Here is a 23,016-nt window from a genome sequence, read left to right as displayed (position 1 = left end):
CGTCACCCGCGACCGATATAGGGCATGGTCGTGGCCATAACGGTCATGAACTGCACATTCGCCTCAAGCGGCAGTTCGGCCATATGCAGTACCGAGCGGGCGGCATCCCCGACATCCATGGTGGGATCAGGGTCGCGGCCTTCGGCAAGCGCCTCATCGACCAACCCTTGCACCATCGGGGTGCGCGCATTTCCGATGTCGATCTGACCACAGGCAATTCCAAAACTCCGCCCGTCCAGAGACAGGCTGCGCGTCAGACCGGTAATCGCGTGTTTCGTCGCAGAATAATGCACCGAGTTCGGGCGCGGCACATGAGCAGCGATTGAACCGTTGTTTATGATACGCCCCCCTTGCGGCGCCTGAGCCCGCATCGCAGCAAATGCAGCCCGTGCACACAGGAACATGCCGTTCAGGTTCACATTGACCGAGCCGTACCAATCCTCAAGCGCGATCTCGTCGATGGTGCCACCAGGGGCAAAAATCCCGGCATTGTTGAACAGCACGTCCAGTCGCCCGGTCTGTCGGGTGAATGCAGTAAAGGCGTTTGCAACGGCATCCGGGTCAGTCACATCGGCAACCAGCGGGATCGCCGAGGCGTTATGCTGTGCCATAGCATGAAGTTTGTCAGCGCTGCGGGCCAGAAGCCCGACAGTCCATCCTTCTGACAGAAACAGCTCGGCGGTGGCGCGGCCTATGCCCGAGCTTGCGCCGGTCACGATGATCGTCTTCATGTCTCTTCCGCCTCCAATGTCAGGGATGGTGCCGCAACCGCACGCAGGTCATCCACACGCAACGGGTGGGTCGGTTTCGACAAGCGGTTCCGCACTACCCAGATTAGCCTCTCCTGTGCGCGAGTTATGGCGACATAAGCTAGGCGCTTCCACAACGGCTGCCCGGCCTCAGTACGGCCCATGCGGGCGGCTGCGTAGATGTCTGGCGCAAAGACCTGAACCGTGTCCCATTGCGACCCTTGCGCCTTATGGATCGTCACAGCGGCACCATGCAGGAACGTTGCCCCCATACGGGCAGCATAGGGAATGAACGGCTCCTCCTCATCGGGCTTTTCAATCTGCACGATCGACGCCGCCGAGACCTGAGGGTCTTCGGCCCCCATCACATGCAACCGCGAAAAACCCGGTTTGCGACCAGGGCCAAGGTAAATGACCTGCGCGCCTTTGATCAGCCCGCGCGCCTCAAGGTCCAGCCGCTTTTTGCGGTGCTTCAACGGCAGCTCAATGCCGTCACAAATCAACGGTTCCCCTTCCAGTAGTTCAGTTTCCGGCGCGCCATGTACGGTGCGGAACGCCTGAATCAGCCGGATTCGGGTCGCATTGCGCCAGACAAGAACCGGGCTGCGCGCCATCAGATCAACTTCTACCCGCTGTCCCCAGACAACGCGGTCATCCTTTCGGGCAGTGTCCTCGATCAGACGTTCGAAATCCTCAAACCCCATGGCCGGATCGGACAGAGCATGGGCGAGGTCTAGGATCGGGTTATCCGCAGTTTGCCGATGTACTCGATGCAGGATTTGCTTGCGCGGCTCTGGCAACCCGTCAAACACCATCGAGCCCGATTGGTTAACCGGCGCCAACTGCGCCGGGTCACCAAATAGCAACAAGGTTGGAAAGATTTCCTTTAGATCCTCGAATTGTCGGTCGTCTAGCATCGAGGCTTCATCCACAAAACCGATATCCAGCGGCTCTTCCCGACGTTTCCAGCCGGTGATGAAATCCGAACCGCGCAACCCAGCAGCGGCCAGCGCACCAGGGATGGATTTGTTGTTGGCATAGAACGCGGCTGCGCGGTCCAGCGCTTCGTCTGTCAGCCCTTCGATCTCGGGCCGTTCGTCATTGCCCGCGAGCCATTCGGCGATCCGCTCGTATTCAGGGTCGTAAACAGGCGTATAAAGGATGCGATGGATCGTCGTCGCGGGCACCCCACGCAGCCGCAATACGCTGGCGGCCTTGTTCGTCGGCGCGAGGATCGCAAGGCTGCGCTTGTCGCGGGATTTGCGGCTTTCGAAATCGCCCGAGATCAGGTTGACCCCCGTCTCGGCCAAAGCTTTGTAAAGCTCTGCCAGCAACAGGGTTTTGCCCGATCCAGCCTTGCCAATAACGGCCATAACACCAGACTTTCCGCTGCCGGGCAGTTTCAGCAGAGCGTCGTCTTCAAGGTCTACTCCGGCACCTCGCAACATCTCGGCAATGTTGTCAAAAGCGGCAGCCTGATCTTCGGAAAATGTGACTTGGGGCAAGGACATGGCGCGACCCTACAGGGACGCGCCGCGCGCTGCCAGATGCCGATTGGTTTTTCCGTATGCTTATGCCGACAAAGCGAACCGGTGCTGTGCGCCATGGCCAAATGCTGTCTTGAACCACAGGCGCGACAACTCTCGCGGGATGCCTGCGCGGGCTGCTACACGGTTGCAATCATCCGCTGAATAAGGCCACAGGCCGACCGAGATCTGATCGCGCCCTTTCCCTTCGGTGCCCAAAACCACCGGAGACGATCCGATCATACGGTAGATCCGGATCATGCGGGCATCAAAAACGCCCGCTATGTGGGTCAGGCCAAACCCTTCCATCACCTCACCGCCGCTCAGCATGATGGCCCCGGCGGTATGAGCGCTGGCGTTGCGCGAGAGGCAAAAGCGAGTGACCTCCCAGATTAGTGGGCTTCGGATCGGACTGCCCCCGGTGAGATGTCCGAATATGTCGTTCACCATGACCGGACCGGTCGTCGGTAGGATCCGCATGGACCCGCCATGGCTGCCATCTGCCTCTTCCCAAATCACATAGAGCGGGTTCAGGTCATCGTACTGATCCCGCTCTTCCTCCTTTTCATTAACCTTAACATCCCAGCCAAGGCGGGTTTTGAACTGATCCGCGCGATCCCTGAACATCCCCCTGGCCAATTCCGGAAAGTTATGCAGCTCATCGGCATACAAATAACGCAACATGACGTGTTCCCCTTATCGTCCATAGTTGGAACAAAGGGGGTACGAACACGTGGTTAATTTAAGGTGAGACCACCGTACGGTCGTTAAACGACTATTATTCCTCTACTGAGTGCAGTGGCGATTGCATGAGTCGTATTTTGCGCACCGAGTTTTGATCGTGCGCTTTCGATATAGGCCCTGAGCGTATGCTCAGAAATGGAAAGCGAGTGCGCCACCTGCGCTCGGCTATACCCCAGCGCCAGCAATGTCATTGCATCGATTTCGCGGGGCGAGAGCCCCCGCATGTTGTCCGGCTGCCGTTCTTTTGCAAATTCCAGCGCTTTTCGATTGAGGAAATGCGCCACCAATATGAGATCGCGGCCATACGTTTCGACAAATGCCTGCCATGCGATGTCATCGCAGCTGTTGTTGACCGTAAACAGCGCGAATTGCCCGCCTGGCCCCCGCAGCGGGATCGAATAGCCCTGATTGCCGACGCCATGTTCCTGCGCGTCCTGCAGGAAGGCCTTTACTGCTTTGCCCGACCAATTCAGCTGTTTCCAGTCCACAGCGTGAAATCGCTGAAAACAACCCAGAATAACCGGATCAATACGATGATAATTCCTGTCTCGATACCGTACATCCCAGGCATCCGAATAAGTCGTGAACCCGTATTGATCCCCGGCCCCATCAACCCAATGATATGTCATGTGGTCAATTTTCAGCTTGTCCCGCAACTGGACTGCTACGCTGGTCAGCTCGTCAAGCGTGCTGGTGCTTTCCAAATCCCCTAGGATCTGGCTCAAATCGAATTTTCTTCCCATTCGCGGGCGCGCAAGCCTCATCCTTTGAGGACGCAATCTCGGCCGCGGCGATCAGTCTTGTGTCGTCAAGCTGCTCGGCTAGCGCGCTCAACCCATTCGCCACAGCAAAGGCGTTGAGGTCCGACAGAACGTCCAAAATCCACTCATTTTGCGCCATCAGGGTGTCCCCGAAATAGTTAACGAAGGGTTAACACAACCATAACATGTGCAGACTAATTCGGCCTACTCGCTGCTTTCTACTCCCCAGAAATAGCGGGGTGCGATTTCTTAAAGCATTGAAAATGCATAATCATCGATAGAAACGATGAACACCCGCAAGGCGTGTTTGCGCCCTGCGGGTGTTGCAGCAGCTGTTTGCCTGAGACCGTTAGTCGCGGGCAGCCAATACTTCTTCAAGGGTGCGCATGCCTGTATGCGGAGCCTGAACCAGCACCGACATGTTGCCCGGCTTGTGTTCGTTGCGCATCATCTTCATGTGCGCCTCAGGCAGATCCTGCCAAGTGAACACTTCGGACATGCACGGATCCAAGCGGCGCTCGACCATTAGCTGGTTTGCAGCCGAGGCCTGTTTGAGATGCGCAAAATGCGAGCCCTGCAAGCGTTTCTGGTGCATCCACATGTAACGCACGTCGAAGGTCAGGTTGTAGCCAGTGGTCCCGGCGCAGATCACAACCATACCTCCCTTTTTCACGACAAAAGTGGACACCGGGAACGTGCTTTCGCCGGGGTGCTCGAACACCATATCGACGTTCACACCTTTGCCGGTAATATCCCAGATGGCCTTGCCAAACTTGCGGGCTTCTTTGAACCATTCAGCATATTCCGGAGTATTCACCGTGGGCAGCTGGCCCCAGCAGTTGAAATCCTTGCGGTTGATGACGCCTTTGGCGCCAAGGTCCATCACAAACTCACGCTTGCTTTCATCCGATATCACGCCGATCGCATTGGCACCCGCAGTGTTGATCAACTGTATCGCGTAAGAGCCCAGACCGCCCGATGCGCCCCAAACCAGGACGTTCTGGCCCGGCTTTAGATCGTGCGGTTCGTGCCCAAAAAGCATCCGATAGGCTGTTGCCAAGGTCAGCGTGTAGCAGGCGCTTTCTTCCCAGGTCAGGTGCTTGGGACGCGGCATCAGCTGCTGTGCCTGAACATTTGTAAACTGCGCGAACGAGCCATCAGGTGTCTCATATCCCCAGATGCGCTGGCTGGGCGAATACATCGGATCACCACCATTGCAGTGTTCGTCATCGCCATCGTCCTGGTTGCAGTGAATCACGACTTCATCGCCGACTTTCCAGCGCTTCACTTTGTCACCAACCGCCCAGACGATGCCCGACGCATCTGAACCTGCGATGTGAAAGGGTTGGCCGTGGCCATCAAACGGGCTGATCGGCTTGCCAAGCGATGCCCAGACGCCGTTGTAGTTCACACCCGCCGCCATAACGAGAACCAGCACTTCGTGGCTGTCCAGCTTCGGGACATCAACGACTTCTAACTGCATCGCTGTGTCTGGCTCACCGTGGCGCTCTTTCCGGATGGCCCAGGCATACATTTGCTTGGGAACGTACCCCATCGGGGGGATTTCACCCATCTCGTAGAGGTCCTTTTCCGGCGCCTCATACGACGCGATACCGCTGTCGACATCCAAAGCCATGCTGGCCTCCTTTTTCCAACTGTTGCCGCGCCGCAGAATCGCGGCTTTCCAAAGACGAAATATTAGCCCATGAGTAATATTGCAACCGTTTTTGGTATCTATTTTGTAATTTTATGACCCAGCAGTTGCAGAAATACTTTCTGCACTTGCATCATTCTCAGCCCGAACAACGGGTTCTGATGCTGCCGCGTAATAAGCAAGCAGCTCTGATCGCTCGCCTGATGGGCGCAACACTCCAGCCTCACGACGCAGGATCCGTCGCTCGACCAACTGATTGATGGCATCGTCAACAGCCTCTCCATCATCCTGGGCAACCGCGTCGCCGCCCAACGTCAGCAAACGCGCCTTCAACTCCTGCTCTGACATCTCACCTTCTTCCTGAACCAGCCGACACGCTGCAGGCACTGGAACAAAGGGAATTGCGGCGCCGATCCTGCGCATCAACTCGCGGGCCAGATCGGTCGTTAGGTCCCGTTCGTGCGCGACTCGAAATTCCTTCAGAGAAATCGGTGTCGCATACCGCACTGAGGCAATCCCGAATCTCTTGTAGCGCCCGACTAGCCTGCGCCAAATCTGCTTGAGCGACCAGCGGGTGATAACCCCGATCCGCGCGCGGAAGCGGCGTTCACTATCCTTCGCTGCCGCTGTTAATACGGTATCTTCAAGCACCCGATCATAGTTCAAAGCAACCGGAACAAACACCACATCCCGCCCCTGCGGTTCGACTCCGTCAAGGATATACTTCAACAATCCCAGCTTGGGGCGCCCCAGTTTGCCAGTCAGACTCAGCCCGCCCTCAGGGAACATGGCCTGCGTCACGCCCGCTTCGGTCGCGTGTCTTACATAGCTTGCAAGGACCTGTCGATATAGGTCGCTACCCGACTTGCGGCGAATGAAATAGGCCCCCATCGCGCGAATCAATCGACTTAGAGGCCAGACACGGGCCCACTCGCCCACAGCATAGGATAAGGTCGAATGGTCTGCCGCCAGATAGGTGACCAGCACGTAATCCATATTGCTGCGGTGGTTCATGACATAAACGACCGTCGCATCGGGATCGATACTGTCCAGCGCGGCTTTGTCCTCGTAACCCAACTGCACCTTGTAAAAGGCGTTGCTCAGCATGCGGGCAAAACGGATCGCGATGCTGAAATACGCCACTGTCGAGAATGAGGGCGCAATCTCGCGCGCATAACGCCGTGCCAATTCTGAGGCAACAGCGTCAGGCACACCTTCTTCTTTGGCATGCTGCTGCACCGCCCGGCTTACTTGCGGGTCATAGATAAGCCGTTGAATCATGTCATGCCGCCCCGCCAACTTGAACGGTTGGATCGGACGCTGCAGTCGCTTGTTCAACCGTGCAACGGCGCGCTCAAGGCGGCGGCGGAAAAACCAGCGCACCGACGGAAACAAAAAATGCGAGGCAAATGTGACCGCGGCAAACAGCACGATCAGCACAAACAGCCAAAGCGGGATTTCCACAGTCTGCATCATTCGGGCACAGTGCCATCAAACGCGACCACCCACAATCTGCAGAAACCGTCGATGCCGCAACGCAGCGAATTGACATGTACTGAAAATTACTATTTACCACCATAGAACGTAATTTTGTTACCCACCGATCCGCGAGGCCCGACCCATGACGCAGTTGCAGAAAGATCGCCCTTGGCTCATCCGTACATATGCCGGTCACTCAACGGCCAAAGCGTCAAATGCGCTTTATCGTGCGAACCTAGCCAATGGTCAGACCGGCCTGTCCGTGGCCTTCGATCTGCCAACCCAAACAGGGTATGACAGCGATCACACTTTGGCGCGCGGCGAAGTTGGAAAAGTTGGGGTTCCGATCTGCCATCTGGGGGACATGCGGGTTCTGTTCGATCAAATTCCGCTGGAACAGATGAATACCTCGATGACGATCAATGCGACTGCTCCTTGGCTTTTGGCGCTATATATCGCAGTTGCCGAGGAACAGGGCGCGGATGTCTCGAAATTGCAGGGGACCGTCCAGAACGACCTGATCAAGGAATACCTGAGCCGCGGCACTTATGTGTGCCCACCCAAGCCATCGCTGAAGATGATCGCGGACGTGGCCGAATATTGCTACGATAACGTGCCCAAATGGAACCCGATGAATGTGTGTTCGTACCACCTGCAAGAGGCAGGCGCGACGCCCGAGCAAGAGCTGGCCTATGCTCTGGCGACTGCCATTGCAGTGCTGGACGAACTTCGCCCGCGCGTTCCGGCTGAAGACTTCCCGGCACTCTGCGGGCGGATTTCGTTTTTTGTGAATGCGGGCATCCGGTTTGTCACCGAAATGTGCAAAATGCGCGCCTTTGTGGATCTTTGGGACGAAATTCTGCAGCAGCGCTATGGCATTGAAGACCCCAAGTTCCGCCGATTCCGTTATGGCGTTCAGGTAAACTCGCTGGGGCTGACCGAACAGCAGCCGGAAAACAACGTTTATCGCATATTGATTGAAATGCTTGCGGTGACGCTATCCAAACATGCCCGCGCACGTGCGGTGCAGTTGCCTGCATGGAACGAAGCGCTCGGCCTGCCTCGTCCCTGGGATCAACAATGGTCGATGCGGATGCAACAAATCCTCGCCTATGAAACCGATCTGCTGGAATATGGCGATTTGTTCGACGGCAATCCGGTTGTCGACGCCAAAGTCGAAGAACTTAAAAATGGCGCACGGGCCGAATTGGCTAATCTCGAATCGATGGGCGGCGCGGTAGCCTCGATCGAATACATGAAATCGCGGCTGGTCGAGTCCAATGCCGAGCGCCTGAACCGTATTGAACGCAATGAAACCGTTGTCGTTGGCGTAAACAAATGGACCGAGGGCGAAGCCTCGCCTTTGCAGACCGAGGATGGCGGCATCATGGTCGTCGACCCGGCGGTTGAACAGGAACAAATCGGGCGCTTGAACGACTGGCGTGCGGATCGGGATGACGCAGCAGTGGCCGCGGCGCTGCAAGCATTGCGCGAAGCAGCGCGATCCGGTGCCAACGTGATGGCACCTTCAATCGCTGCGGCCAAGGCCGGTGTCACAACTGGCGAATGGGCCGAGGAAATGCGCAAGGCCTACGGTACATATCGTGGACCAACCGGCGTCTCGGGATCTGTTTCGAACAAAACCGAAGGTCTGGAAGACCTGCGCGCAGCCGTAGATGCGGTAAGCGACCGACTGGGGCGCAGGCTGAAGTTTCTTGTTGGCAAACCTGGTCTGGACGGACACTCGAACGGAGCCGAACAGATCGCCTTCCGCGCACGCGACTGTGGCATGGATATCAGTTACGAAGGTATTCGTCTTACGCCCGAAGAAATCGTAACTGCGGCACAAGAAGACAAAGCGCATGTGATTGGTCTATCGATCCTCTCTGGCAGCCACCTGCCATTGGTGAAGGACGTGATGACACGGCTGAAAGCAGCAGGGCTAAGCGATATTCCCGTCATTGTTGGTGGGATCATCCCCGATGAGGACGCGGATCAATTGCGTTCCATGGGTGTATCGAAAATCTATACGCCGAAAAATTTCGAATTGAATGCAATCATGGGCGATATAGTCACATTGGTTGACCCAACGGAAATTGCGGCTGAATAGAGAAGCATATTACAGAAATCTCCATTTCTATTTCCGGTAAAATGGGAATAGATAGGTTCGGGTTTATTCAATTTCCCCTGCAATAAGTAGGGGAATAGCCGAAATGGAGAAGATTATGGCAATCGATCTTGAAAAAATGTCGCGCAAAGAACTGCTCGAATTGCGCAATCGGGTCGAAAAGGCGCTAAAAACCGCCGAAGTGCGTGAGCGAAAAGAAGCGTTGAAAGCTGCCGAAAAGGCGGCGGCGGTATATGGGTTTTCGTTGTCTGAATTGTCAGGAGACAGCGCTAAATCGGCAAAATCATCTAAAGCGAAATATCAAAATCCGAACAATCCGTCGCAAACCTGGACCGGGCGGGGCCGCAAACCGCAGTGGGTTCATGACGCAATCAAAGCCGGTACCGATATTACTGATCTGGAAATCTGATCGGGGGAAAGTGGCAAAATGACTATCCATATTGGAGCCCAAAAAGGCGAGATTGCCGAAACCGTTCTTTTGCCCGGCGACCCGTATCGCGCAAAATGGGCGGCCGAAACGTTTCTTGAAGACGTAAAGCTGGTAAACGAAGTGCGTGGCATGCTGGGGTTCACCGGCACCTGGAAAGGAAATCGTGTTACCATTCAGGGTAGTGGCATGGGGATGCCGTCTCTGTCGATCTACGTGAACGAATTGATCCGTGACTACGGCGCCAAAACTTTGATCCGGATCGGGTCCTGTGGCGGGATGCAAGACAGTGTGAATGTGCGTGATGTTATTCTGGCGATGACGTCGACCACACTCAGCACCCCTTCGCGCGGGATCATGAGAGAAATGAACTTCGCCCCTTGCGCGGATTGGGGTCTTTTGCAGTCTGCAGCATTGGCTGCACAAGCCAAAGGTACGCCAACCCATGTTGGCGGCATCTATTCATCCGATGTCTTTTATGACGAACGCCCGGACCTGAACGAACAAATGGTTCGGCACGGTATTTTGGGTGTCGAGATGGAAGCGGCAGAGCTTTACATCCTTGCCGCGCGTCACAAATGCCGCGCATTGGCGGTACTGACAGTCTCGGACCACCTGCTGACCGGCGAAGCCCTGCCCTCCTCGGACCGAGAAAGCAGTTTTGGCGACATGGTCGAAATCGCGCTGCAGGCGGCGTTCCCGGACAGCTGAATTGCGCGATATCTAGCGCCCGTGCGTGCGGTCATATCCGTTGCGCGCGGGGCTGCGCCATCCCTCAAGCGCACCTTCAGCCGGGGCAAAGGTTTCTACCAGCAGGGGATAACAGGCTGCGGTATCCGATGAATGCTCGGACGAGCAATCACCGCCCGGGCACGCGCTTAGATTTCCCAGCAGGTCAATCTCGGCGAAAAACTCAAGATAGTCTCCCGGACGGACAGGTGAGGCTTTCATGAAATACTGCCCGGTATCACGCGTGAAACCGGTGCACATGAACACGTTCAATACATCATGTACCGCAGGCTCGGCTTCGGCCGAAGAGACGCCCAAATGATCCGCCAGCGCGCGTGTCAGATTCGAATGGCAACAGTGATGGTACTGGGATCCAGCTAGCAGATTACCGGTATAGGGATCACATCGGGTCCCGATCACATCGTGCACCGACCCGCCGAAATCATCGATTCCGTACCACCCCAGCGTATCTGCAATGATTGTCGCCATCGGTCGCATATGTGGAAAGCTCGACCACATGCGCTCACCCACGGTGATATGTGTGCCATGCAACGCGCGCGTCTTGCCGGAATAGAACCGCTCGGAAAGGTCGTTGAGGTTCCACAGGTTTAGATCGCCAACTTGCGATCCTTCAACAGAAGTGATCCTAAAGAAATGCCCTGCAGGCACCTCAAAGCATCGCGCATCTCGCGGTGGCACCAACACCTCACCCGTTTTGTGCGCTATATCACGCCCAGTTTGATAGAGCCCTAGATCGGGTTTTGGTAGCCCTTCATTCGGGTAGCAAATAACGGGCGCAATCGCGCGGCGCGCATCTGCATCCATGGGTGGGCGGGGAGTATTCCGAGATTCTGACATGGGCCGAGAGTGGCGCAGTTCGGCCCGGTGGGAAACCCCCAACAGCAGCTACTGTCCTTTCAGACACTGCGTGGGCTCAACATCAGATTTTGACACCGCGCCACAGTAAGCACAGCGCCACTGGCCCTCGCTTCGATGTTGCCGCCACCTGCAGTCGCGCGTCAGAGACGACGTGCGGGACCGCCAGAAAAAATAGGCAAATACGCCAGCGGCGAGCAGAAGCAATAGAACGGGCATAGCTCTGCATTGCCTATTGTGTCGTAATTTTCAAGCCCGCGCGACACGGTCAGGCCGCGTTCGCATATTCAAACAATTCTGGTGTTTCGTCTTTGGCCGGAACTTTGGGCTCGGGCGTATAGTAGGCCCAGGCTTGCTCCAGAAATTCCAGCGCTTTGGCCGCGTCGTGTTTTTGGTTTTGCATGTTCATCGGAGTGACCTCTTTTCGAACTCATCACTCCTCCCTGCGCCAACTTTAGATCCGCGCTAGTACAAGCGCATCGCATAGTTTTGCAGAGGCGGCATGCACTTGCCGCAACCCGGCAAGTGCTTTGTTTTGGTGCGTGATCAGACCGCGCGGTCCACCATCATCTTCTTGATTTCTGCAATCGCTTTGGCAGGATTCAGACCCTTGGGACAGGTCTTGGCGCAGTTCATGATGGTGTGGCAGCGATACAGCTTGAACGGATCTTCCAGCTCGTCCAAGCGCTCACCGGTGGCCTCATCCCGACTGTCGATGATCCAGCGGTAAGCATGCAGCAGCGCGGCAGGGCCGAGATAACGGTCGCCGTTCCACCAGTAGCTGGGGCACGAGGTCGAGCAACTGGCACACATCACACATTCATAGAGACCATCCAATTTCTTGCGGTCTTCGATGGATTGCTTCCACTCTTTTGCCGGACGATTGGTCTTAGTCTCCAACCACGGCATGATCGAGGCGTGTTGGGCGTAGAAATGAGTCAGATCAGGGATCAGGTCCTTGACCACCGGCATATGGGGCAGCGGGTAGATCTTCACGTCGCCCTTGATCTCATCCATCCCATAGATACAGGCCAGCGTGTTAATCCCGTCGATGTTCATCGCGCAGGACCCGCAGATGCCTTCGCGGCACGAACGGCGGAAGGTCAGAGTCGGATCGATCTCATTCTTGATCTTGATCAGAGCGTCCAGAACCATCGGGCCGCAAGTATCCATATCGACGAAATAAGTATCGACGCGCGGGTTCTGGCCATCATCCGGGTTCCAGCGATAGATCTGGAATTTGCGCACATTGGTCGCGCCGTCGGGCTTGGGCCAGGTTTTACCGGTGGTAATCCGGGAATTCTTGGGGAGGGTCAGTTGTACCATGGGTTCCTCTCCTTAGAACGTCCGCGCCTTGGGCGCGATTCTTTTCATGCTGATGCCTCCCTCGTCTTCGGTCGTCAGCGGATCAACGATAACCGGACGGTAGCTAAGCTCTACTTTGTTGCCATCGACACGGCTGACCGTGTGGACGCGCCAGTTCTCATCGTCACGCTCGGTGAAATCTTCATGGGCGTGTGCACCGCGGGATTCCTTACGCGCTTCGGCACCAACGATGGTGGCGAGCGCGCTTGGCATCAGGTTGGTAAGCTCGAGCGTCTCCATCAGATCGCTGTTCCAGACCAACGATCTGTCAGAAACCTTCAGATCATCCATCTTGGCAGCGATCGCGGTCATCTTCTCGACGCCCTCAGCCATGGTCTTCGAGGTGCGGAAAACCGCCGCGTCCTCTTGCATGGTGCGCTGCATCTCAAGCCGCAGATCTGCGGTTGGAATTGCGCCGCTGGCGTTGCGCGCCGCATCGAATCTGTCAAACGCCTTATCGACAGAGGCCTGGTTCAGAACCGGGTTCGATGCGTCGGCATCCACAACTTTGCCCGCCCGGATCGCCGCTGCGCGGCCAAACACCACGAGGTCGATCAGCGAGTTTGAACCAAGACGGTTTGCCCCGTGAACCGAGGCACACCCGGCCTCGCCCACAGCCATCAGGCCAGGGACCACGGCGGTCGGGTTGTCGGCTGTCGGGTTCAGAACTTCACCCCAATAGTTCGTCGGGATACCGCCCATGTTATAGTGCACGGTCGGCAGAACCGGGATCGGTTCCTTGGTAACGTCAACACCGGCAAAGACGCGCGCAGATTCTGAAATGCCCGGTAGGCGTTCCGCCAAAGCTTCGGCTGGCAAATGGCTGAGGTTCAGATGGATGTGATCGCCGTTGTCACCGTGGCCGCGCCCTTCGCGAATTTCCATGGTCATTGAACGGCTAACGTAGTCGCGCGGCGCGAGGTCTTTGTACTGAGGCGCATAGCGCTCCATGAATCGCTCGCCTTCCGAGTTGGTTAGGTATCCGCCTTCACCACGTGCACCTTCGGTGATCAGGCAGCCCGATCCGTAGATGCCGGTTGGGTGGAACTGAACAAATTCCATATCCTGCAGTGCAAGACCCGCGCGGGCCACCATACCACCACCGTCGCCGGTGCAGGTATGTGCCGAGGTTGCACTGAAATAGGCGCGGCCATAGCCGCCGGTCGCCAGAACAACCATCTTGGCGTTGAAGACGTGCATCGTGCCGTCGTCCAACTTCCAGCACACGACCCCCTGACACTGTCCGTCCTCAGACATTATCAGATCAATGGCGAAATACTCGATGTAGAACTCGGCGTTGTTCTTCAGCGACTGACCATACAGCGTGTGCAGGATCGCATGACCGGTCCGGTCGGCGGCGGCACAGGTCCGCTGCACGGCGGGGCCTTCGCCAAATTCGGTGGTGTGGCCACCAAATGGGCGCTGATAGATCTTGCCTTCTTCGGTCCGGCTGAATGGCACTCCGTAATGTTCTAGCTCATATACGGCTTTGGGTGCTTCACGCGCGAGGTATTCCATCGCATCGGTGTCACCCAGCCAGTCCGAGCCCTTTACGGTGTCATACATGTGCCACTGCCAATGGTCTGGCCCCATATTCGACAAGGACGCCGCAATGCCGCCTTGGGCGGCCACTGTGTGTGAACGAGTCGGGAATACCTTCGTCACGCAAGCGGTGCGCAAACCCTGCTCGGCCATGCCCAATGTTGCACGCAGACCCGCGCCACCGGCACCGACAACCACCACGTCATATTCGTGGGTTTCGTATTCATATGCTGCTGTCATTGTTCTTGTTCCTTACTGCGCATATCCGAGGGCCAGACGCGCGAGCGCAAACAGACCCGCAGCAATGAGTGTGTATGCAAAAGCTTGCGCGGCCATCAGCGCCAGCTTTTCCGCGACGCCATGCACGTAGTCCTCAATCGCTTCCTGCGCTTCGCGCAACAAATGCGGGACGACAACAACCAGTGTCAGACCCATGATAATCGCCGGGAACGGGCGGCTGTAATAGGCCAGAGCCTCTTCGTAGGTTCCGCCTAGGGCGTGCCCGAAGGTAAATACAAACAGCGGAACAAGGATGACCAATGCCGCCGAGCTGAGCATCATTTGCCAGTGGTGATGTGTACCTGCACGTCCGGCCCCCATGCCCTGCGCGCGTTTACGGTCTGTGAGAAACTGCATCGCGAACCTCCCCTTAAAGCGCTACGGCTGTGATCAGAGCCAGAACAGTTGCCAGCACGAACATGCCAATGCCCATCTTCTCGGACACTTCAACATTCACGCAATATCCCAGATCCCAGATGACGTGCCGTAAACGGCCCAGCATGTGATAGAAAATGGCCCAAGCCGCGCCGAACATGATCAGATCACCCAGGAAACTGGTCATCAATCCATTGATCAGCTCAAAGGCGCTTTCCGATGTGGCCGCAGCAAGTAACCACCAGACGACCAACAAAGCCAAACCAAAAGACGCAAGACCCGTGATGCGCACCATAATCGAAGATATGGACGTCATCTGTGGACGATAGATCGTCAAATGTGGAGAAAGCGGGCGGTTGCCTCGATTTACATCGGCCATGTTGGCTCCTTTTCGGTTGGCTACCGAACGTTTTACTGTTTTTTACGACTCTGTCACGCGCTGCAGGCGCAAAATCCAGTAAATTTAACGCAAAATCGCTGATAAGCCGTGTTTGTGATCACACAAAATATTCTCGTGATCACAAATCACATTCGATACCGCCAATGTTAGCGTTTTCAATGAAAAAGCAATGTGATCACGAATCTATTATTGGAGCGGCGTCAGCCCTGCAGTCTGCTGTGTCACCTCGCGTAAAAGCTTCTTGCGAATACGTTCGGGATAATCCGCGAAGCCTGCTGCAGAGACGACAAAGGCCCCCTCGCCAACGATGACGTTCTCGAAGAAATAGGCTGTCAGATCGGGTTCACTTTCTTCTATCGCGATCGCGTTCACCGTGATGCCGCGATCCCGCAGTTTGGCGTGGATGGTCGACGGCTCGATTCCTTCATTCGAAATTCCGTCGCCCGAAAGATCAATAAGATGCCTTTCGCATTCGGGCACGTCGTCAAAGCTGGCAACCGTCATATCGAGCGCCTCACCTATCGCAGTTGAGAAGTTACGCCAGACACGAGGGTCAGCTGCGACCTGATCAGCAAAACGGTCCAGGGTGTTAAAACTATCGATCCGGGTCCAGGGGATCGTGATCCTCTGGCGAGAACTGCCTGTCCATTGCACAAGCATCAGCCGAGCCTGTCCGCGCACCAAGGCCTCGGATACGATAGGGTCCCGCAGACCTGCGGCAAGACCGTCCATTTGGATACGATATTCCTCGGAATCAACCGAGCCTGAAACGTCTACGGCCAAGGCCAGAGCCAAATCACAAGCATAGGCCTGAGATGCCAGATACAGGCTGGCGGCGAGCGCACGAAACATCATCATGCGCCAAGCGTAGCATGGATTTCGCGGACCGTGATCACATGAATGTCAGCCGCCAGAAGGCATTGGCTACATTGGCATAAGAGCCCAATAATCCAAATCTAACAGAACGTTAGACAGGTACTTACCCTCGTCATTGCGCAAAGTGAAAGGCTCGCCGCCTTTGGTCGCAACAAGGCGCAAGCGGATGGCACCGATTCCGGGAGTTCCGGTCTCGGCCTTGTCCAAAACCTCGGACCAGGCTTTGATCGTATCGCCCGAGAAACAAGGGTTGGCGTGGGCACCGCCGTTCAGGCCAACGATCATCTGCGCATTCGCCAGGCCATTAAACGACAAGGCACGCGCCATTGAGATAACGTGGCCGCCATAGATCAACCGTCCCTCTGGACGGAAGGTGAGGTCGAAATGCACTTTGGCGGTGTTCTGCCACAGGCGGGTGGCCAGCATGTGCTCGGCCTCTTCGACGGTCACGCCATCGACGTGATCAATCGTTTCTTCCGTGTTGTACGCATCCCAGCGGTGGTTTTCGCCGGATTGTACAAAATTGTATTTCGCGAAATCGAGCCCCGGTGGTACCACCAGATCGCTGACATCAAGCGCCTTTTTCAGATTGGGCACCACCGTCTCTGGTGCAGGCGCGTCGAGGTTTGATTTGCGCACCATGACCCAGCGAACATACTCGATCACCACTTCGTCGCGCTGGTTCAGCCCGCGGGTGCGGACCCAGACGACGCCGGTTTTGCCGTTTGAGTTTTGCTTGAGGCCGATCACCTCGGATTCGGCGCGCAAGGTATCGCCGGGATAGACCGGTTTCAGCCAGCGACCCTCGGCATAGCCCAGATTGGCGACCGCGTTCAGCGAGATATCGGGAACCGTTTTGCCGAATACCACATGGAACGCCGCCAGATCATCAATCGGGCTTTGCGGCAGGCCACAATTCCGGGCGAACTCATCCGAGGAATAGAGTGCGTGTCGCGCGGGATAGAGCGCGTGATAAAGCGCGCGCTCGCCATCCGTCACCGTGCGCGGCACGGCGTGATGCAGGATCTGCCCGACTGAATAATCCTCGAAAAAGTTACCCGGATTGGTTTTTGCCATTATTGCTGTCCCAGTTTCATGTCGGGGGTGTAATCAGCGGCGACCTCTTTGGTCACAGCCTGCGCGCAACGCATCACGTTATTTGCGGCGTCAAAGGCATAGGACGGGTCGCCATAAAGCTCCCATCCCTTTGCCAACGCGTCCGAGACCTTGTGGCAGAAGGCTGATGTGTCTTCCTCGGTCAACAAACGATAAAGTTTCGCCATTGATTAGGCCCCTTATCCACCAAACGGAGACGGACCAACCAGCCCGTGAATATAGCCCACAACGCCCAGCAGAACGATGGAGCCCACAAAGAACATGGCATCTTTGCCGTATGTGCCGGGTTCGCCCGGCGCCCAGTCTGGTTCGGATTTGTTGATCACGATCACTTCGACAATTGCCCAGGCCAGCAAGCCACCAAACAGGATGATCGAGGCCAGATCACCGTTCACCAACAGGTGCGCAAAGGCCCAGAGTTTAAAGCCACCCAGCATGGGGTGACGGACCTTGTTCAACAGGCGACCTTTGGTTCCCGCAGGGCTGGCCAGATAGAACGCGATCAACACCAGCAGGTTGTTGACGTGAATCAGAAAGGTTGGCGGCGCCCAGACATATATGAAATCGGTCATGCGATAACCGAAGATCATCAACAATACCGAGGCCACCAAGGCGAGCGCCACGACGCCCTTGCCCGCGTCGCCCATGGCGGCACGTCGTTCCGGCATCGCGCGCTTAAAAAGATGTGCGGCCCACCAAAGTGCCACACCAAGGATCAGAAGAACAAAGCCCATACTGGCTTACCCCGCTTGCAAAGCTACTATCGCCTCTGCTTTTGCCAGAGTTTCGCGGGCAGTTACAACGTGTAGGTTTTCAACAATCTTGCCATCGACAACGGCGACCCCCTGCCCCTGCGACTCGGTTTCCTCGAAAGCGGCAATCTGACGGCGAGCCAGATCAATCTCATCCTCGGAAGGGGCAAAGGCGGAGTTTGCGATGTCGACCTGGGCCGGGTGGATCAGGGTTTTGCCATCAAAGCCCATGTCGCGGCCCTGGGCACACTCGGCGGCCAGACCGTCGGTGTCCTTGAAGGCATTGTAGACGCCATCGACGATGATCAGCCCCTCTGCCTTGGCCGCCAACAGGCACAGGCCAAGCGAGGTCATCATCGGCAAACGGTCGGGGCGGAAGCGCGTCTGCAGCTCTTTCGCAAGATCGTTGGTCCCCATGACAAAGCCTGCCATCAGCGGATGTGCGGCAATTTCGGCTGCGTTCAGCATCCCGCGCGGCGTCTCCATCATCGCCCAGATCGGCAGGTCTCCGGTGATTGAGGTCAGCGCATCCACATCCGCAGCAGAACTCACCTTTGGTAACAGAACGGCATCCGCATCCATCTCGCGCACGGCTTCGGCATCCGCGCGCCCCCATTCGGTATCAAGCCCGTTGATCCGCACGATCTTGACCCGAGCACCATAGCCTCCGGCGGCCAAAGCCGCCTTGAGGGTCTCGCGCGCGTTCTCTTTCTCATCAGCCGCAACCGCGTCTTCAAGATCAAAGATGATGGCGTCCACCGGCAATGTGCGGGCCTTATCAAGCGCGCGTTCACGCGAGCCGGGGATGTATAGTACCGAGCGATAGGGGCGTTGGCGCGGGTCCACTGGACTCTCCCATTGAAATAATGTTGCGCGGAATGGGGCATTTTTTGACGGAAAGTTCAAGAACAAAATCGCCGCAGCGCAGCATACCCTGCGCTGCGCAACGTGCGTTGCCTTAACGCGATGTCCTTTTGCCTACGGCACGCTGCTTTGGGGAAGATCTTGAAAGGGGTGACCAATGAAAACGATTATGCTGAAAATGACGATTGGCTTGGGCATCATGGTATTGGCAGCGCAACAAGTCAGCGCACAGAATTGTGCGCCACGCGAAGACGTGATCAAGCGATTGACAAAGTCATATGGCGAAACCCGACGAGGCATCGGTATTGCGCGTCAGGGAGCGGTGATGGAGGTTTTTGCCTCGGACCAAACCGGCAGCTGGACCATTGTTGTGACCTTGCCGGAAGGTGTGACCTGCCTGATCGCCTCAGGCCAGTCTTATGAAACACTGGCCGAAACGCTGCCGCCCAACACCTAAACCAGCGCATCCCAAATAAGTTTGCTTCCCGTCAGGGTCAGCAAGACGTAGGCAATGTTGAAAAACAATCGTTCGGAGAGCATGAAATGCGCCCGGACGCCCAGCCAGGCCCCGAGGATCGCAAACGGAGTCAGCAAGAGGTCTGCCAAGGCTGTGTGCCAGGTGAAGAGGCCCAGATAGGCGAAGGGCACGAATTTGACGGCGTTGATCACCCAGAAGACCAGCACGGTCGAGGCTTGAAATTCGGTTTTCGTCAGGCGTTGTGACAGCAGGTACACGGCGGCGGGTGGGCCGCCCGCATGGCTGACAAAGCTGGTGAATCCGGCGATAAGCCCGGCAAACAAACCCGCCGATGGAGGCAATTGGTTGGCAAAGCCCCGCACCCAGCCTCTAGTCTGGGCAACGTGCCAGATCACGAAACCGACCGATATTCCGCCAATCAACAGACGTAGCAGATCGTCATCCGTCGCACGATAAAGCCACGCGCCCAGCGCGATACCTGGTACTGCGCCCAACATCAGAAGGCGCGAATCCGGCCAGCTCCAGCGTTTCCAATACGGCTTTAACGTCGCCAGATCGATCACCATCAGTATCGGCAGCATTAGCGCTAGCGCCTGTCCTGGCGTCAGTATCAGAGCCAGAATCGACGAAGATGCAAACGCCACTCCCGAGCCGAACCCACCTTTCGAGATGCCCGCGAAGATCACCGCCGGGATCGCCACTGCAAAAAACATCAGGTTCATGTCGAACATCAGGCACCCCGGAATTATGCATGATTCACAGGCGGTTTAGCGCAATCGGCGGGGTGGGTGCAAACGGTATGCGGTGGCATGCCGCGCCGCAGAAGGCTTGCGTGACGCCGCTTTTGCGACTAGCACAACCGCGATTTCAAAACCGACCGGAGATATTCCAAATGGCCAGACCCAAGATCGCGCTGATCGGCGCAGGTCAGATCGGCGGCACGCTCGCCCACCTCGCTGCAATGAAAGAACTTGGTGACGTCGTGCTGTTCGACATCGCCGAAGGCACCCCGGAAGGAAAGGCGCTGGACATCGCCGAATCCGGTCCCTCGGAAGGCTTCGACGCCAAGCTGAAAGGCACCCAGTCCTATGAGGATATCGCCGGTGCCGACGTCTGCATCGTCACCGCTGGCGTGCCGCGCAAGCCGGGCATGAGCCGCGACGACTTGCTGGGCATCAACCTGAAGGTCATGAAATCGGTCGGTGAAGGCATCGCCACAAACGCTCCGGATGCGTTCGTCATCTGCATCACCAACCCGCTGGACGCGATGGTTTGGGCGCTGCGTGAATTCTCGGGCCTGCCGCACAACAAAGTCTGCGGCATGGCGGGCGTTCTGGACTCGGGCCGTTTCGCACACTTCTTGTCGGAAGAGTTCAATGTGTCCATGCGCGACGTCACCGCCTTTGTTCTGGGCGGCCATGGCGACACGATGGTGCCTTCGGTACGCTACTCGACCGTTGCCGGTATCCCGCTGCCCGATCTGGTAGAGATGGGCTGGACCACGCAGGAAAAACTGGACGCCATCGTTCAGCGCACCCGTGACGGCGGCGCAGAAATCGTTGGCCTGCTGAAGACCGGCTCGGCTTTCTATGCACCGGCGACTTCGGCGATCGAAATGGCCGAAGCCTACCTGAAAGACCAGAAACGCGTTCTGCCCTGTGCTGCCTATTGCAACGGCGAACTGGGTGTCGACGGCATGTATGTCGGCGTGCCTACCGTAATCGGTGCAGGTGGCATCGAGCGCGTCGTCGACATCAAGCTGAACGAAGAAGAACAGGCCGGTTTCGACAATTCGGTCAATGCCGTTAAGGGCCTGATCGAAGCATGCAAGGGCATCGACAGCTCGCTGGCCTAAGTCACGAACCCTAGAACCAATGAACCGGCCCTCTTCACGGGCCGGTTTTCTTTTACACGGTGCCAAGCTGGCTAAAAGATGTTCGCGCAAACGTCGCAAAACTCATCTATGAATGTGTTTTGTGGGCATGATCCCGGATCATCGAATCAATTTCCACGCCCCGCAATTTTTGTGATCACACCCCAAAAACCTGTGATCACAAATACTGAAAATCTTCGACAATTTCCCGTGACCGGTCAAAAAACTCTTTAATTTTGGCGCTTAGACACCCCTATAACGGTGTAATCGTAGTCAGACGGGACAATTTCGATGAACATTCACGAATATCAAGCCAAAGCGCTTCTTCGCAGCTATGGCGCTCCGGTCTCCGATGGTCGCGCAGTTCTGCGCGCCGAGGAAGCCAAAACCGCAGCCGGTGAGTTGGACGGGCCGCTTTGGGTCGTCAAGGCGCAAATCCACGCGGGTGGTCGCGGCAAGGGTTCCTTTAAAGAGGCCGACGCCGGTGAAAAAGGCGGTGTCCGTCTGACCAAATCGGTGGAAGAAGCCGCCGAAGAAGCCAAGAAGATGCTTGGCCGCACGCTGGTCACCCATCAGACCGGCCCCGCAGGCAAGCAGGTGAACCGCATCTACATCGAAGCCGGTTCGGGCATCGAACGTGAACTTTACCTGGCCCTGCTGGTGGACCGCCAGACCAGCCGTATCTCATTCGTATGCTCGACCGAAGGCGGCATGGACATCGAAGAGGTGGCCGCTGCGACGCCTGAGAAAATCCTGTCCTTCTCGGTTGATCCCGCCACTGGTTATCAGCCCTATCACGGCCGCCGCATCGCGTTCTCGTTGGGACTGGAAGGCGCGCAGGTCAAACAATGCGTCAAGCTGATGAACCAGCTCTATAATGCCTTCGTCGAGAAGGACATGGAGATGCTGGAGATCAACCCGCTGATCATCTCGGACAAGGGCGACCTGAAAGTACTGGACGCAAAAGTCGGCTTTGATGGTAACGCGGTATACCGCCACCCGGATATTGCCGAGTTGCGCGACACGACCGAGGAAGACCCCAAGGAACTGGAAGCGTCCAAATACGACCTGAACTACATCGCGCTGGATGGTGAGATCGGCTGTATGGTCAACGGTGCCGGTCTGGCGATGGCCACGATGGACATCATCAAGCTTTACGGTGCCGAGCCTGCCAACTTCCTCGACGTCGGCGGTGGCGCCACCAAAGAGAAAGTGACCGAGGCGTTCAAGATCATCACCTCGGACCCCAACGTCAAAGGCATTCTGGTCAACATCTTTGGCGGCATCATGCGCTGTGACGTCATCGCCGAGGGCGTCGTCGCCGCGGTGAAAGAGGTCGGCCTGCAGGTTCCGCTGGTCGTGCGCCTGGAAGGCACGAATGTCGAGAAGGGCAAAGAGATCATCAACACCTCGGGCCTCGACGTGATCGCAGCGGACAACCTGAAAGACGGTGCCGAGAAGATCGTGAAGGCGGTTAAGGGCTGAGCTTTGTCTAATAGCGCGACCAATCAGCAAGCCTTAGAGATCGAGCGTTCAAAGGGTAGAACTTTGCTCGTTCTCGGTATTTGCATCTTGGCCTTTGTCGGCGGTACTTGGATGGTTCAAACCTCCGATACATATCACAACCCGACAAGAGCGTATGTTTCTGGTTGGTCTTGTGCATTGTTCTTTGGCGGGTATGGAATCAAGGAAATCATCAATCTGATTAGGTTTCCAAAGAATCTCTGCTGTATCTCGGATACTGGAATCACTTTCTTTCCAAGTTCCCCAGCCGAGGTTCCATGGAGAGACATAGTTTCCGTTTCGTCCAAGACTATTGGATTGAACAGCTACGTTGTCCTGAACCTGTCACCAGAAGCTTTGGTGCGACGGAACTTCTGGACGGGCCGAAGTCAGCTAAAGTTCCAGGCGACCCTTCTGAAGGCTAATTTCGATCAGCTCTATCGTGCTGTCTTCAACGCGCATTCAGCCTATCGACCGGCGGCCAAAACCACGAATTTATCTAATCAAGGAGACTCCTAAA

General features: G+C 56.5%; 25 protein-coding genes. 7 read left to right on the top strand and 18 right to left on the bottom strand.

Annotated elements, in window-relative coordinates; all coding sequences use genetic code 11:
- Positions 1-2: 2 nt before the first annotated feature.
- The 6 genes from ACR0AY_RS13415 to ACR0AY_RS13390 form a co-directional block, all read right to left on the bottom strand.
- A complete protein-coding gene (locus ACR0AY_RS13415; RefSeq protein WP_170408323.1) occupies positions 3-731 on the bottom strand; it encodes an SDR family oxidoreductase in 729 nt (242 codons plus the stop codon).
- Entirely contained in the window at positions 728-2,260 is a 1,533-nt protein-coding gene (locus ACR0AY_RS13410) for an AAA family ATPase (protein ID WP_170513040.1), read from the bottom strand. The genes ACR0AY_RS13415 and ACR0AY_RS13410 overlap by 4 nt, the downstream gene beginning before the upstream one ends.
- 60 nt (positions 2,261-2,320) lie before the next feature.
- Positions 2,321-2,959: an acyl-homoserine-lactone synthase gene (locus ACR0AY_RS13405; protein WP_170513947.1), complete on the bottom strand. Its 639-nt coding sequence runs from the start codon at positions 2,957-2,959 to the stop codon at positions 2,321-2,323.
- 83 nt (positions 2,960-3,042) lie between these two features.
- Positions 3,043-3,762, bottom strand: coding sequence for a helix-turn-helix transcriptional regulator (locus ACR0AY_RS13400; RefSeq protein ID WP_480454261.1), 720 nt, complete (start codon positions 3,760-3,762; stop codon positions 3,043-3,045).
- Positions 3,763-4,129: 367 nt separating this feature from the next.
- Entirely contained in the window at positions 4,130-5,416 is a 1,287-nt protein-coding gene (gene ccrA, locus ACR0AY_RS13395) for a crotonyl-CoA carboxylase/reductase (RefSeq protein WP_170395824.1), read from the bottom strand.
- A 111-nt stretch (positions 5,417-5,527) separates the two neighbouring features.
- Entirely contained in the window at positions 5,528-6,910 is a 1,383-nt protein-coding gene (locus tag ACR0AY_RS13390; RefSeq protein ID WP_170513941.1) for a 1-acyl-sn-glycerol-3-phosphate acyltransferase, read from the bottom strand.
- A 145-nt stretch (positions 6,911-7,055) separates the two neighbouring features.
- On the opposite strand from ACR0AY_RS13390, the gene ACR0AY_RS13385 reads away from it, so the two are divergent.
- From ACR0AY_RS13385 to deoD, 3 genes are all read left to right on the top strand, one after another.
- Positions 7,056-9,023 (top strand): protein meaA, encoded by a 1,968-nt coding sequence (locus ACR0AY_RS13385; RefSeq protein WP_170513938.1) that lies wholly within the window; start codon positions 7,056-7,058, stop codon positions 9,021-9,023.
- Between the two features lie 115 nt (positions 9,024-9,138).
- The gene (locus ACR0AY_RS13380; RefSeq protein WP_170513935.1) at positions 9,139-9,450 is read left to right on the top strand and encodes an H-NS histone family protein; all 312 of its coding nucleotides are present in this window, start codon (positions 9,139-9,141) and stop codon (positions 9,448-9,450) included.
- A gap of 18 nt (positions 9,451-9,468) precedes the next feature.
- Positions 9,469-10,179: a purine-nucleoside phosphorylase gene (gene deoD / locus ACR0AY_RS13375; RefSeq protein WP_170395810.1), complete on the top strand. Its 711-nt coding sequence runs from the start codon at positions 9,469-9,471 to the stop codon at positions 10,177-10,179.
- A 12-nt stretch (positions 10,180-10,191) separates the two neighbouring features.
- On the opposite strand, the gene ACR0AY_RS13370 is transcribed toward deoD, so the two are convergent.
- The 11 genes from ACR0AY_RS13370 to ACR0AY_RS13320 all read right to left on the bottom strand — a co-directional run bounded on the left by ACR0AY_RS13370 (position 10,192) and on the right by ACR0AY_RS13320 (position 18,624).
- Entirely contained in the window at positions 10,192-11,055 is an 864-nt protein-coding gene (locus ACR0AY_RS13370) for a DUF1989 domain-containing protein (RefSeq protein ID WP_170514158.1), read from the bottom strand.
- Positions 11,056-11,341: 286 nt separating this feature from the next.
- On the bottom strand, positions 11,342-11,482 hold the full coding sequence (locus ACR0AY_RS13365; protein WP_170395806.1) for a hypothetical protein: 141 nt from the start codon (positions 11,480-11,482) through the stop codon (positions 11,342-11,344).
- Between the two features lie 137 nt (positions 11,483-11,619).
- Positions 11,620-12,399 (bottom strand): succinate dehydrogenase iron-sulfur subunit, encoded by a 780-nt coding sequence (locus ACR0AY_RS13360; protein ID WP_170408332.1) that lies wholly within the window; start codon positions 12,397-12,399, stop codon positions 11,620-11,622.
- 12 nt (positions 12,400-12,411) lie between these two features.
- Positions 12,412-14,220 (bottom strand): succinate dehydrogenase flavoprotein subunit, encoded by a 1,809-nt coding sequence (gene sdhA / locus ACR0AY_RS13355; RefSeq protein ID WP_170395802.1) that lies wholly within the window; start codon positions 14,218-14,220, stop codon positions 12,412-12,414.
- Positions 14,221-14,232: 12 nt separating this feature from the next.
- Positions 14,233-14,616 (bottom strand): succinate dehydrogenase, hydrophobic membrane anchor protein, encoded by a 384-nt coding sequence (locus ACR0AY_RS13350; RefSeq protein ID WP_170395800.1) that lies wholly within the window; start codon positions 14,614-14,616, stop codon positions 14,233-14,235.
- 13 nt (positions 14,617-14,629) lie between these two features.
- Complete coding sequence (sdhC, locus tag ACR0AY_RS13345) at positions 14,630-15,013, bottom strand: succinate dehydrogenase, cytochrome b556 subunit (protein WP_170395798.1); 384 nt, start codon at positions 15,011-15,013, stop codon at positions 14,630-14,632.
- Between the two features lie 207 nt (positions 15,014-15,220).
- Positions 15,221-15,892: a DUF1194 domain-containing protein gene (locus tag ACR0AY_RS13340; RefSeq protein ID WP_480454258.1), complete on the bottom strand. Its 672-nt coding sequence runs from the start codon at positions 15,890-15,892 to the stop codon at positions 15,221-15,223.
- A 66-nt stretch (positions 15,893-15,958) separates the two neighbouring features.
- Positions 15,959-16,987, bottom strand: coding sequence for a MaoC family dehydratase (locus ACR0AY_RS13335; protein ID WP_170513932.1), 1,029 nt, complete (start codon positions 16,985-16,987; stop codon positions 15,959-15,961).
- Positions 16,987-17,193 (bottom strand): DUF1737 domain-containing protein, encoded by a 207-nt coding sequence (locus ACR0AY_RS13330; protein WP_170408336.1) that lies wholly within the window; start codon positions 17,191-17,193, stop codon positions 16,987-16,989. Before ACR0AY_RS13330 ends, ACR0AY_RS13335 begins: the two co-directional genes overlap by 1 nt.
- Before the next feature lie 12 nt (positions 17,194-17,205).
- Positions 17,206-17,760 carry an NnrU family protein gene (locus ACR0AY_RS13325; protein WP_170395794.1) on the bottom strand — a complete coding sequence of 185 codons (555 nt, stop codon included), beginning with the start codon at positions 17,758-17,760 and terminating at the stop codon, positions 17,206-17,208.
- Between the two features lie 6 nt (positions 17,761-17,766).
- Complete coding sequence (locus tag ACR0AY_RS13320) at positions 17,767-18,624, bottom strand: HpcH/HpaI aldolase/citrate lyase family protein (RefSeq protein WP_170395792.1); 858 nt, start codon at positions 18,622-18,624, stop codon at positions 17,767-17,769.
- 175 nt (positions 18,625-18,799) lie between these two features.
- Between ACR0AY_RS13320 and ACR0AY_RS13315 the strand changes: the two genes are divergently transcribed.
- Positions 18,800-19,099: a hypothetical protein gene (locus ACR0AY_RS13315; protein WP_170513929.1), complete on the top strand. Its 300-nt coding sequence runs from the start codon at positions 18,800-18,802 to the stop codon at positions 19,097-19,099.
- Here ACR0AY_RS13315 and ACR0AY_RS13310 read toward each other — a convergent pair.
- Positions 19,096-19,851: a sulfite exporter TauE/SafE family protein gene (locus ACR0AY_RS13310; RefSeq protein WP_170423717.1), complete on the bottom strand. Its 756-nt coding sequence runs from the start codon at positions 19,849-19,851 to the stop codon at positions 19,096-19,098. The genes ACR0AY_RS13315 and ACR0AY_RS13310 overlap by 4 nt on opposite strands.
- Positions 19,852-20,012: 161 nt before the next feature.
- Here ACR0AY_RS13310 and mdh point away from each other — a divergent pair, with 161 nt between their 5' ends.
- The 3 genes from mdh to ACR0AY_RS13295 all read left to right on the top strand — a co-directional run bounded on the left by mdh (position 20,013) and on the right by ACR0AY_RS13295 (position 23,015).
- On the top strand, positions 20,013-20,975 hold the full coding sequence (mdh, locus tag ACR0AY_RS13305) for a malate dehydrogenase (protein ID WP_170513925.1): 963 nt from the start codon (positions 20,013-20,015) through the stop codon (positions 20,973-20,975).
- A 309-nt stretch (positions 20,976-21,284) separates the two neighbouring features.
- Positions 21,285-22,478: an ADP-forming succinate--CoA ligase subunit beta gene (gene sucC, locus ACR0AY_RS13300; protein WP_170513922.1), complete on the top strand. Its 1,194-nt coding sequence runs from the start codon at positions 21,285-21,287 to the stop codon at positions 22,476-22,478.
- 3 nt (positions 22,479-22,481) lie between these two features.
- Entirely contained in the window at positions 22,482-23,015 is a 534-nt protein-coding gene (locus tag ACR0AY_RS13295) for an STM3941 family protein (RefSeq protein WP_480454255.1), read from the top strand.
- The last annotated feature ends 1 nt before the right edge of the window (position 23,016 follow it).

The sequence above is a fragment of the Ruegeria sp. A5 genome, assembly GCF_056543005.1.
The sequence above is the reverse complement of the archived record's forward strand: the minus strand, read 5'-3'. Positions and strand labels throughout refer to the sequence as shown.

Excerpts from the sequence above, each read along its gene's own strand:
- ACR0AY_RS13405 (WP_170513947.1), bottom strand. The coding sequence starts at position 2,959 with ATGTTGCGTTATTTGTATGCCGATGAGCTGCATAACTTTCCGGAATTG.
- sucC (WP_170513922.1), top strand. The coding sequence starts at position 21,285 with ATGAACATTCACGAATATCAAGCCAAAGCGCTTCTTCGCAGCTATGGC.
- ACR0AY_RS13325 (WP_170395794.1), bottom strand. The coding sequence starts at position 17,760 with ATGGGCTTTGTTCTTCTGATCCTTGGTGTGGCACTTTGGTGGGCCGCA.
- ACR0AY_RS13360 (WP_170408332.1), bottom strand. The coding sequence starts at position 12,399 with ATGGTACAACTGACCCTCCCCAAGAATTCCCGGATTACCACCGGTAAA.
- sdhA (WP_170395802.1), bottom strand. The coding sequence starts at position 14,220 with ATGACAGCAGCATATGAATACGAAACCCACGAATATGACGTGGTGGTT.
- mdh (WP_170513925.1), top strand. The coding sequence starts at position 20,013 with ATGGCCAGACCCAAGATCGCGCTGATCGGCGCAGGTCAGATCGGCGGC.
- ACR0AY_RS13350 (WP_170395800.1), bottom strand. The coding sequence starts at position 14,616 with ATGCAGTTTCTCACAGACCGTAAACGCGCGCAGGGCATGGGGGCCGGA.
- ACR0AY_RS13315 (WP_170513929.1), top strand. The coding sequence starts at position 18,800 with ATGAAAACGATTATGCTGAAAATGACGATTGGCTTGGGCATCATGGTA.
- ACR0AY_RS13310 (WP_170423717.1), bottom strand. The coding sequence starts at position 19,851 with ATGTTCGACATGAACCTGATGTTTTTTGCAGTGGCGATCCCGGCGGTG.
- sdhC (WP_170395798.1), bottom strand. The coding sequence starts at position 15,013 with ATGGCCGATGTAAATCGAGGCAACCGCCCGCTTTCTCCACATTTGACG.
- ACR0AY_RS13410 (WP_170513040.1), bottom strand. The coding sequence starts at position 2,260 with ATGTCCTTGCCCCAAGTCACATTTTCCGAAGATCAGGCTGCCGCTTTT.
- ACR0AY_RS13385 (WP_170513938.1), top strand. The coding sequence starts at position 7,056 with ATGACGCAGTTGCAGAAAGATCGCCCTTGGCTCATCCGTACATATGCC.
- ACR0AY_RS13335 (WP_170513932.1), bottom strand. The coding sequence starts at position 16,987 with ATGGCAAAAACCAATCCGGGTAACTTTTTCGAGGATTATTCAGTCGGG.
- ACR0AY_RS13390 (WP_170513941.1), bottom strand. The coding sequence starts at position 6,910 with ATGATGCAGACTGTGGAAATCCCGCTTTGGCTGTTTGTGCTGATCGTG.
- ACR0AY_RS13415 (WP_170408323.1), bottom strand. The coding sequence starts at position 731 with ATGAAGACGATCATCGTGACCGGCGCAAGCTCGGGCATAGGCCGCGCC.
- ACR0AY_RS13330 (WP_170408336.1), bottom strand. The coding sequence starts at position 17,193 with ATGGCGAAACTTTATCGTTTGTTGACCGAGGAAGACACATCAGCCTTC.
- deoD (WP_170395810.1), top strand. The coding sequence starts at position 9,469 with ATGACTATCCATATTGGAGCCCAAAAAGGCGAGATTGCCGAAACCGTT.
- ACR0AY_RS13380 (WP_170513935.1), top strand. The coding sequence starts at position 9,139 with ATGGCAATCGATCTTGAAAAAATGTCGCGCAAAGAACTGCTCGAATTG.
- ACR0AY_RS13370 (WP_170514158.1), bottom strand. The coding sequence starts at position 11,055 with ATGTCAGAATCTCGGAATACTCCCCGCCCACCCATGGATGCAGATGCG.
- ccrA (WP_170395824.1), bottom strand. The coding sequence starts at position 5,416 with ATGGCTTTGGATGTCGACAGCGGTATCGCGTCGTATGAGGCGCCGGAA.
- ACR0AY_RS13365 (WP_170395806.1), bottom strand. The coding sequence starts at position 11,482 with ATGAACATGCAAAACCAAAAACACGACGCGGCCAAAGCGCTGGAATTT.
- ACR0AY_RS13400 (WP_480454261.1), bottom strand. The coding sequence starts at position 3,762 with ATGGGAAGAAAATTCGATTTGAGCCAGATCCTAGGGGATTTGGAAAGC.
- ACR0AY_RS13340 (WP_480454258.1), bottom strand. The coding sequence starts at position 15,892 with ATGATGATGTTTCGTGCGCTCGCCGCCAGCCTGTATCTGGCATCTCAG.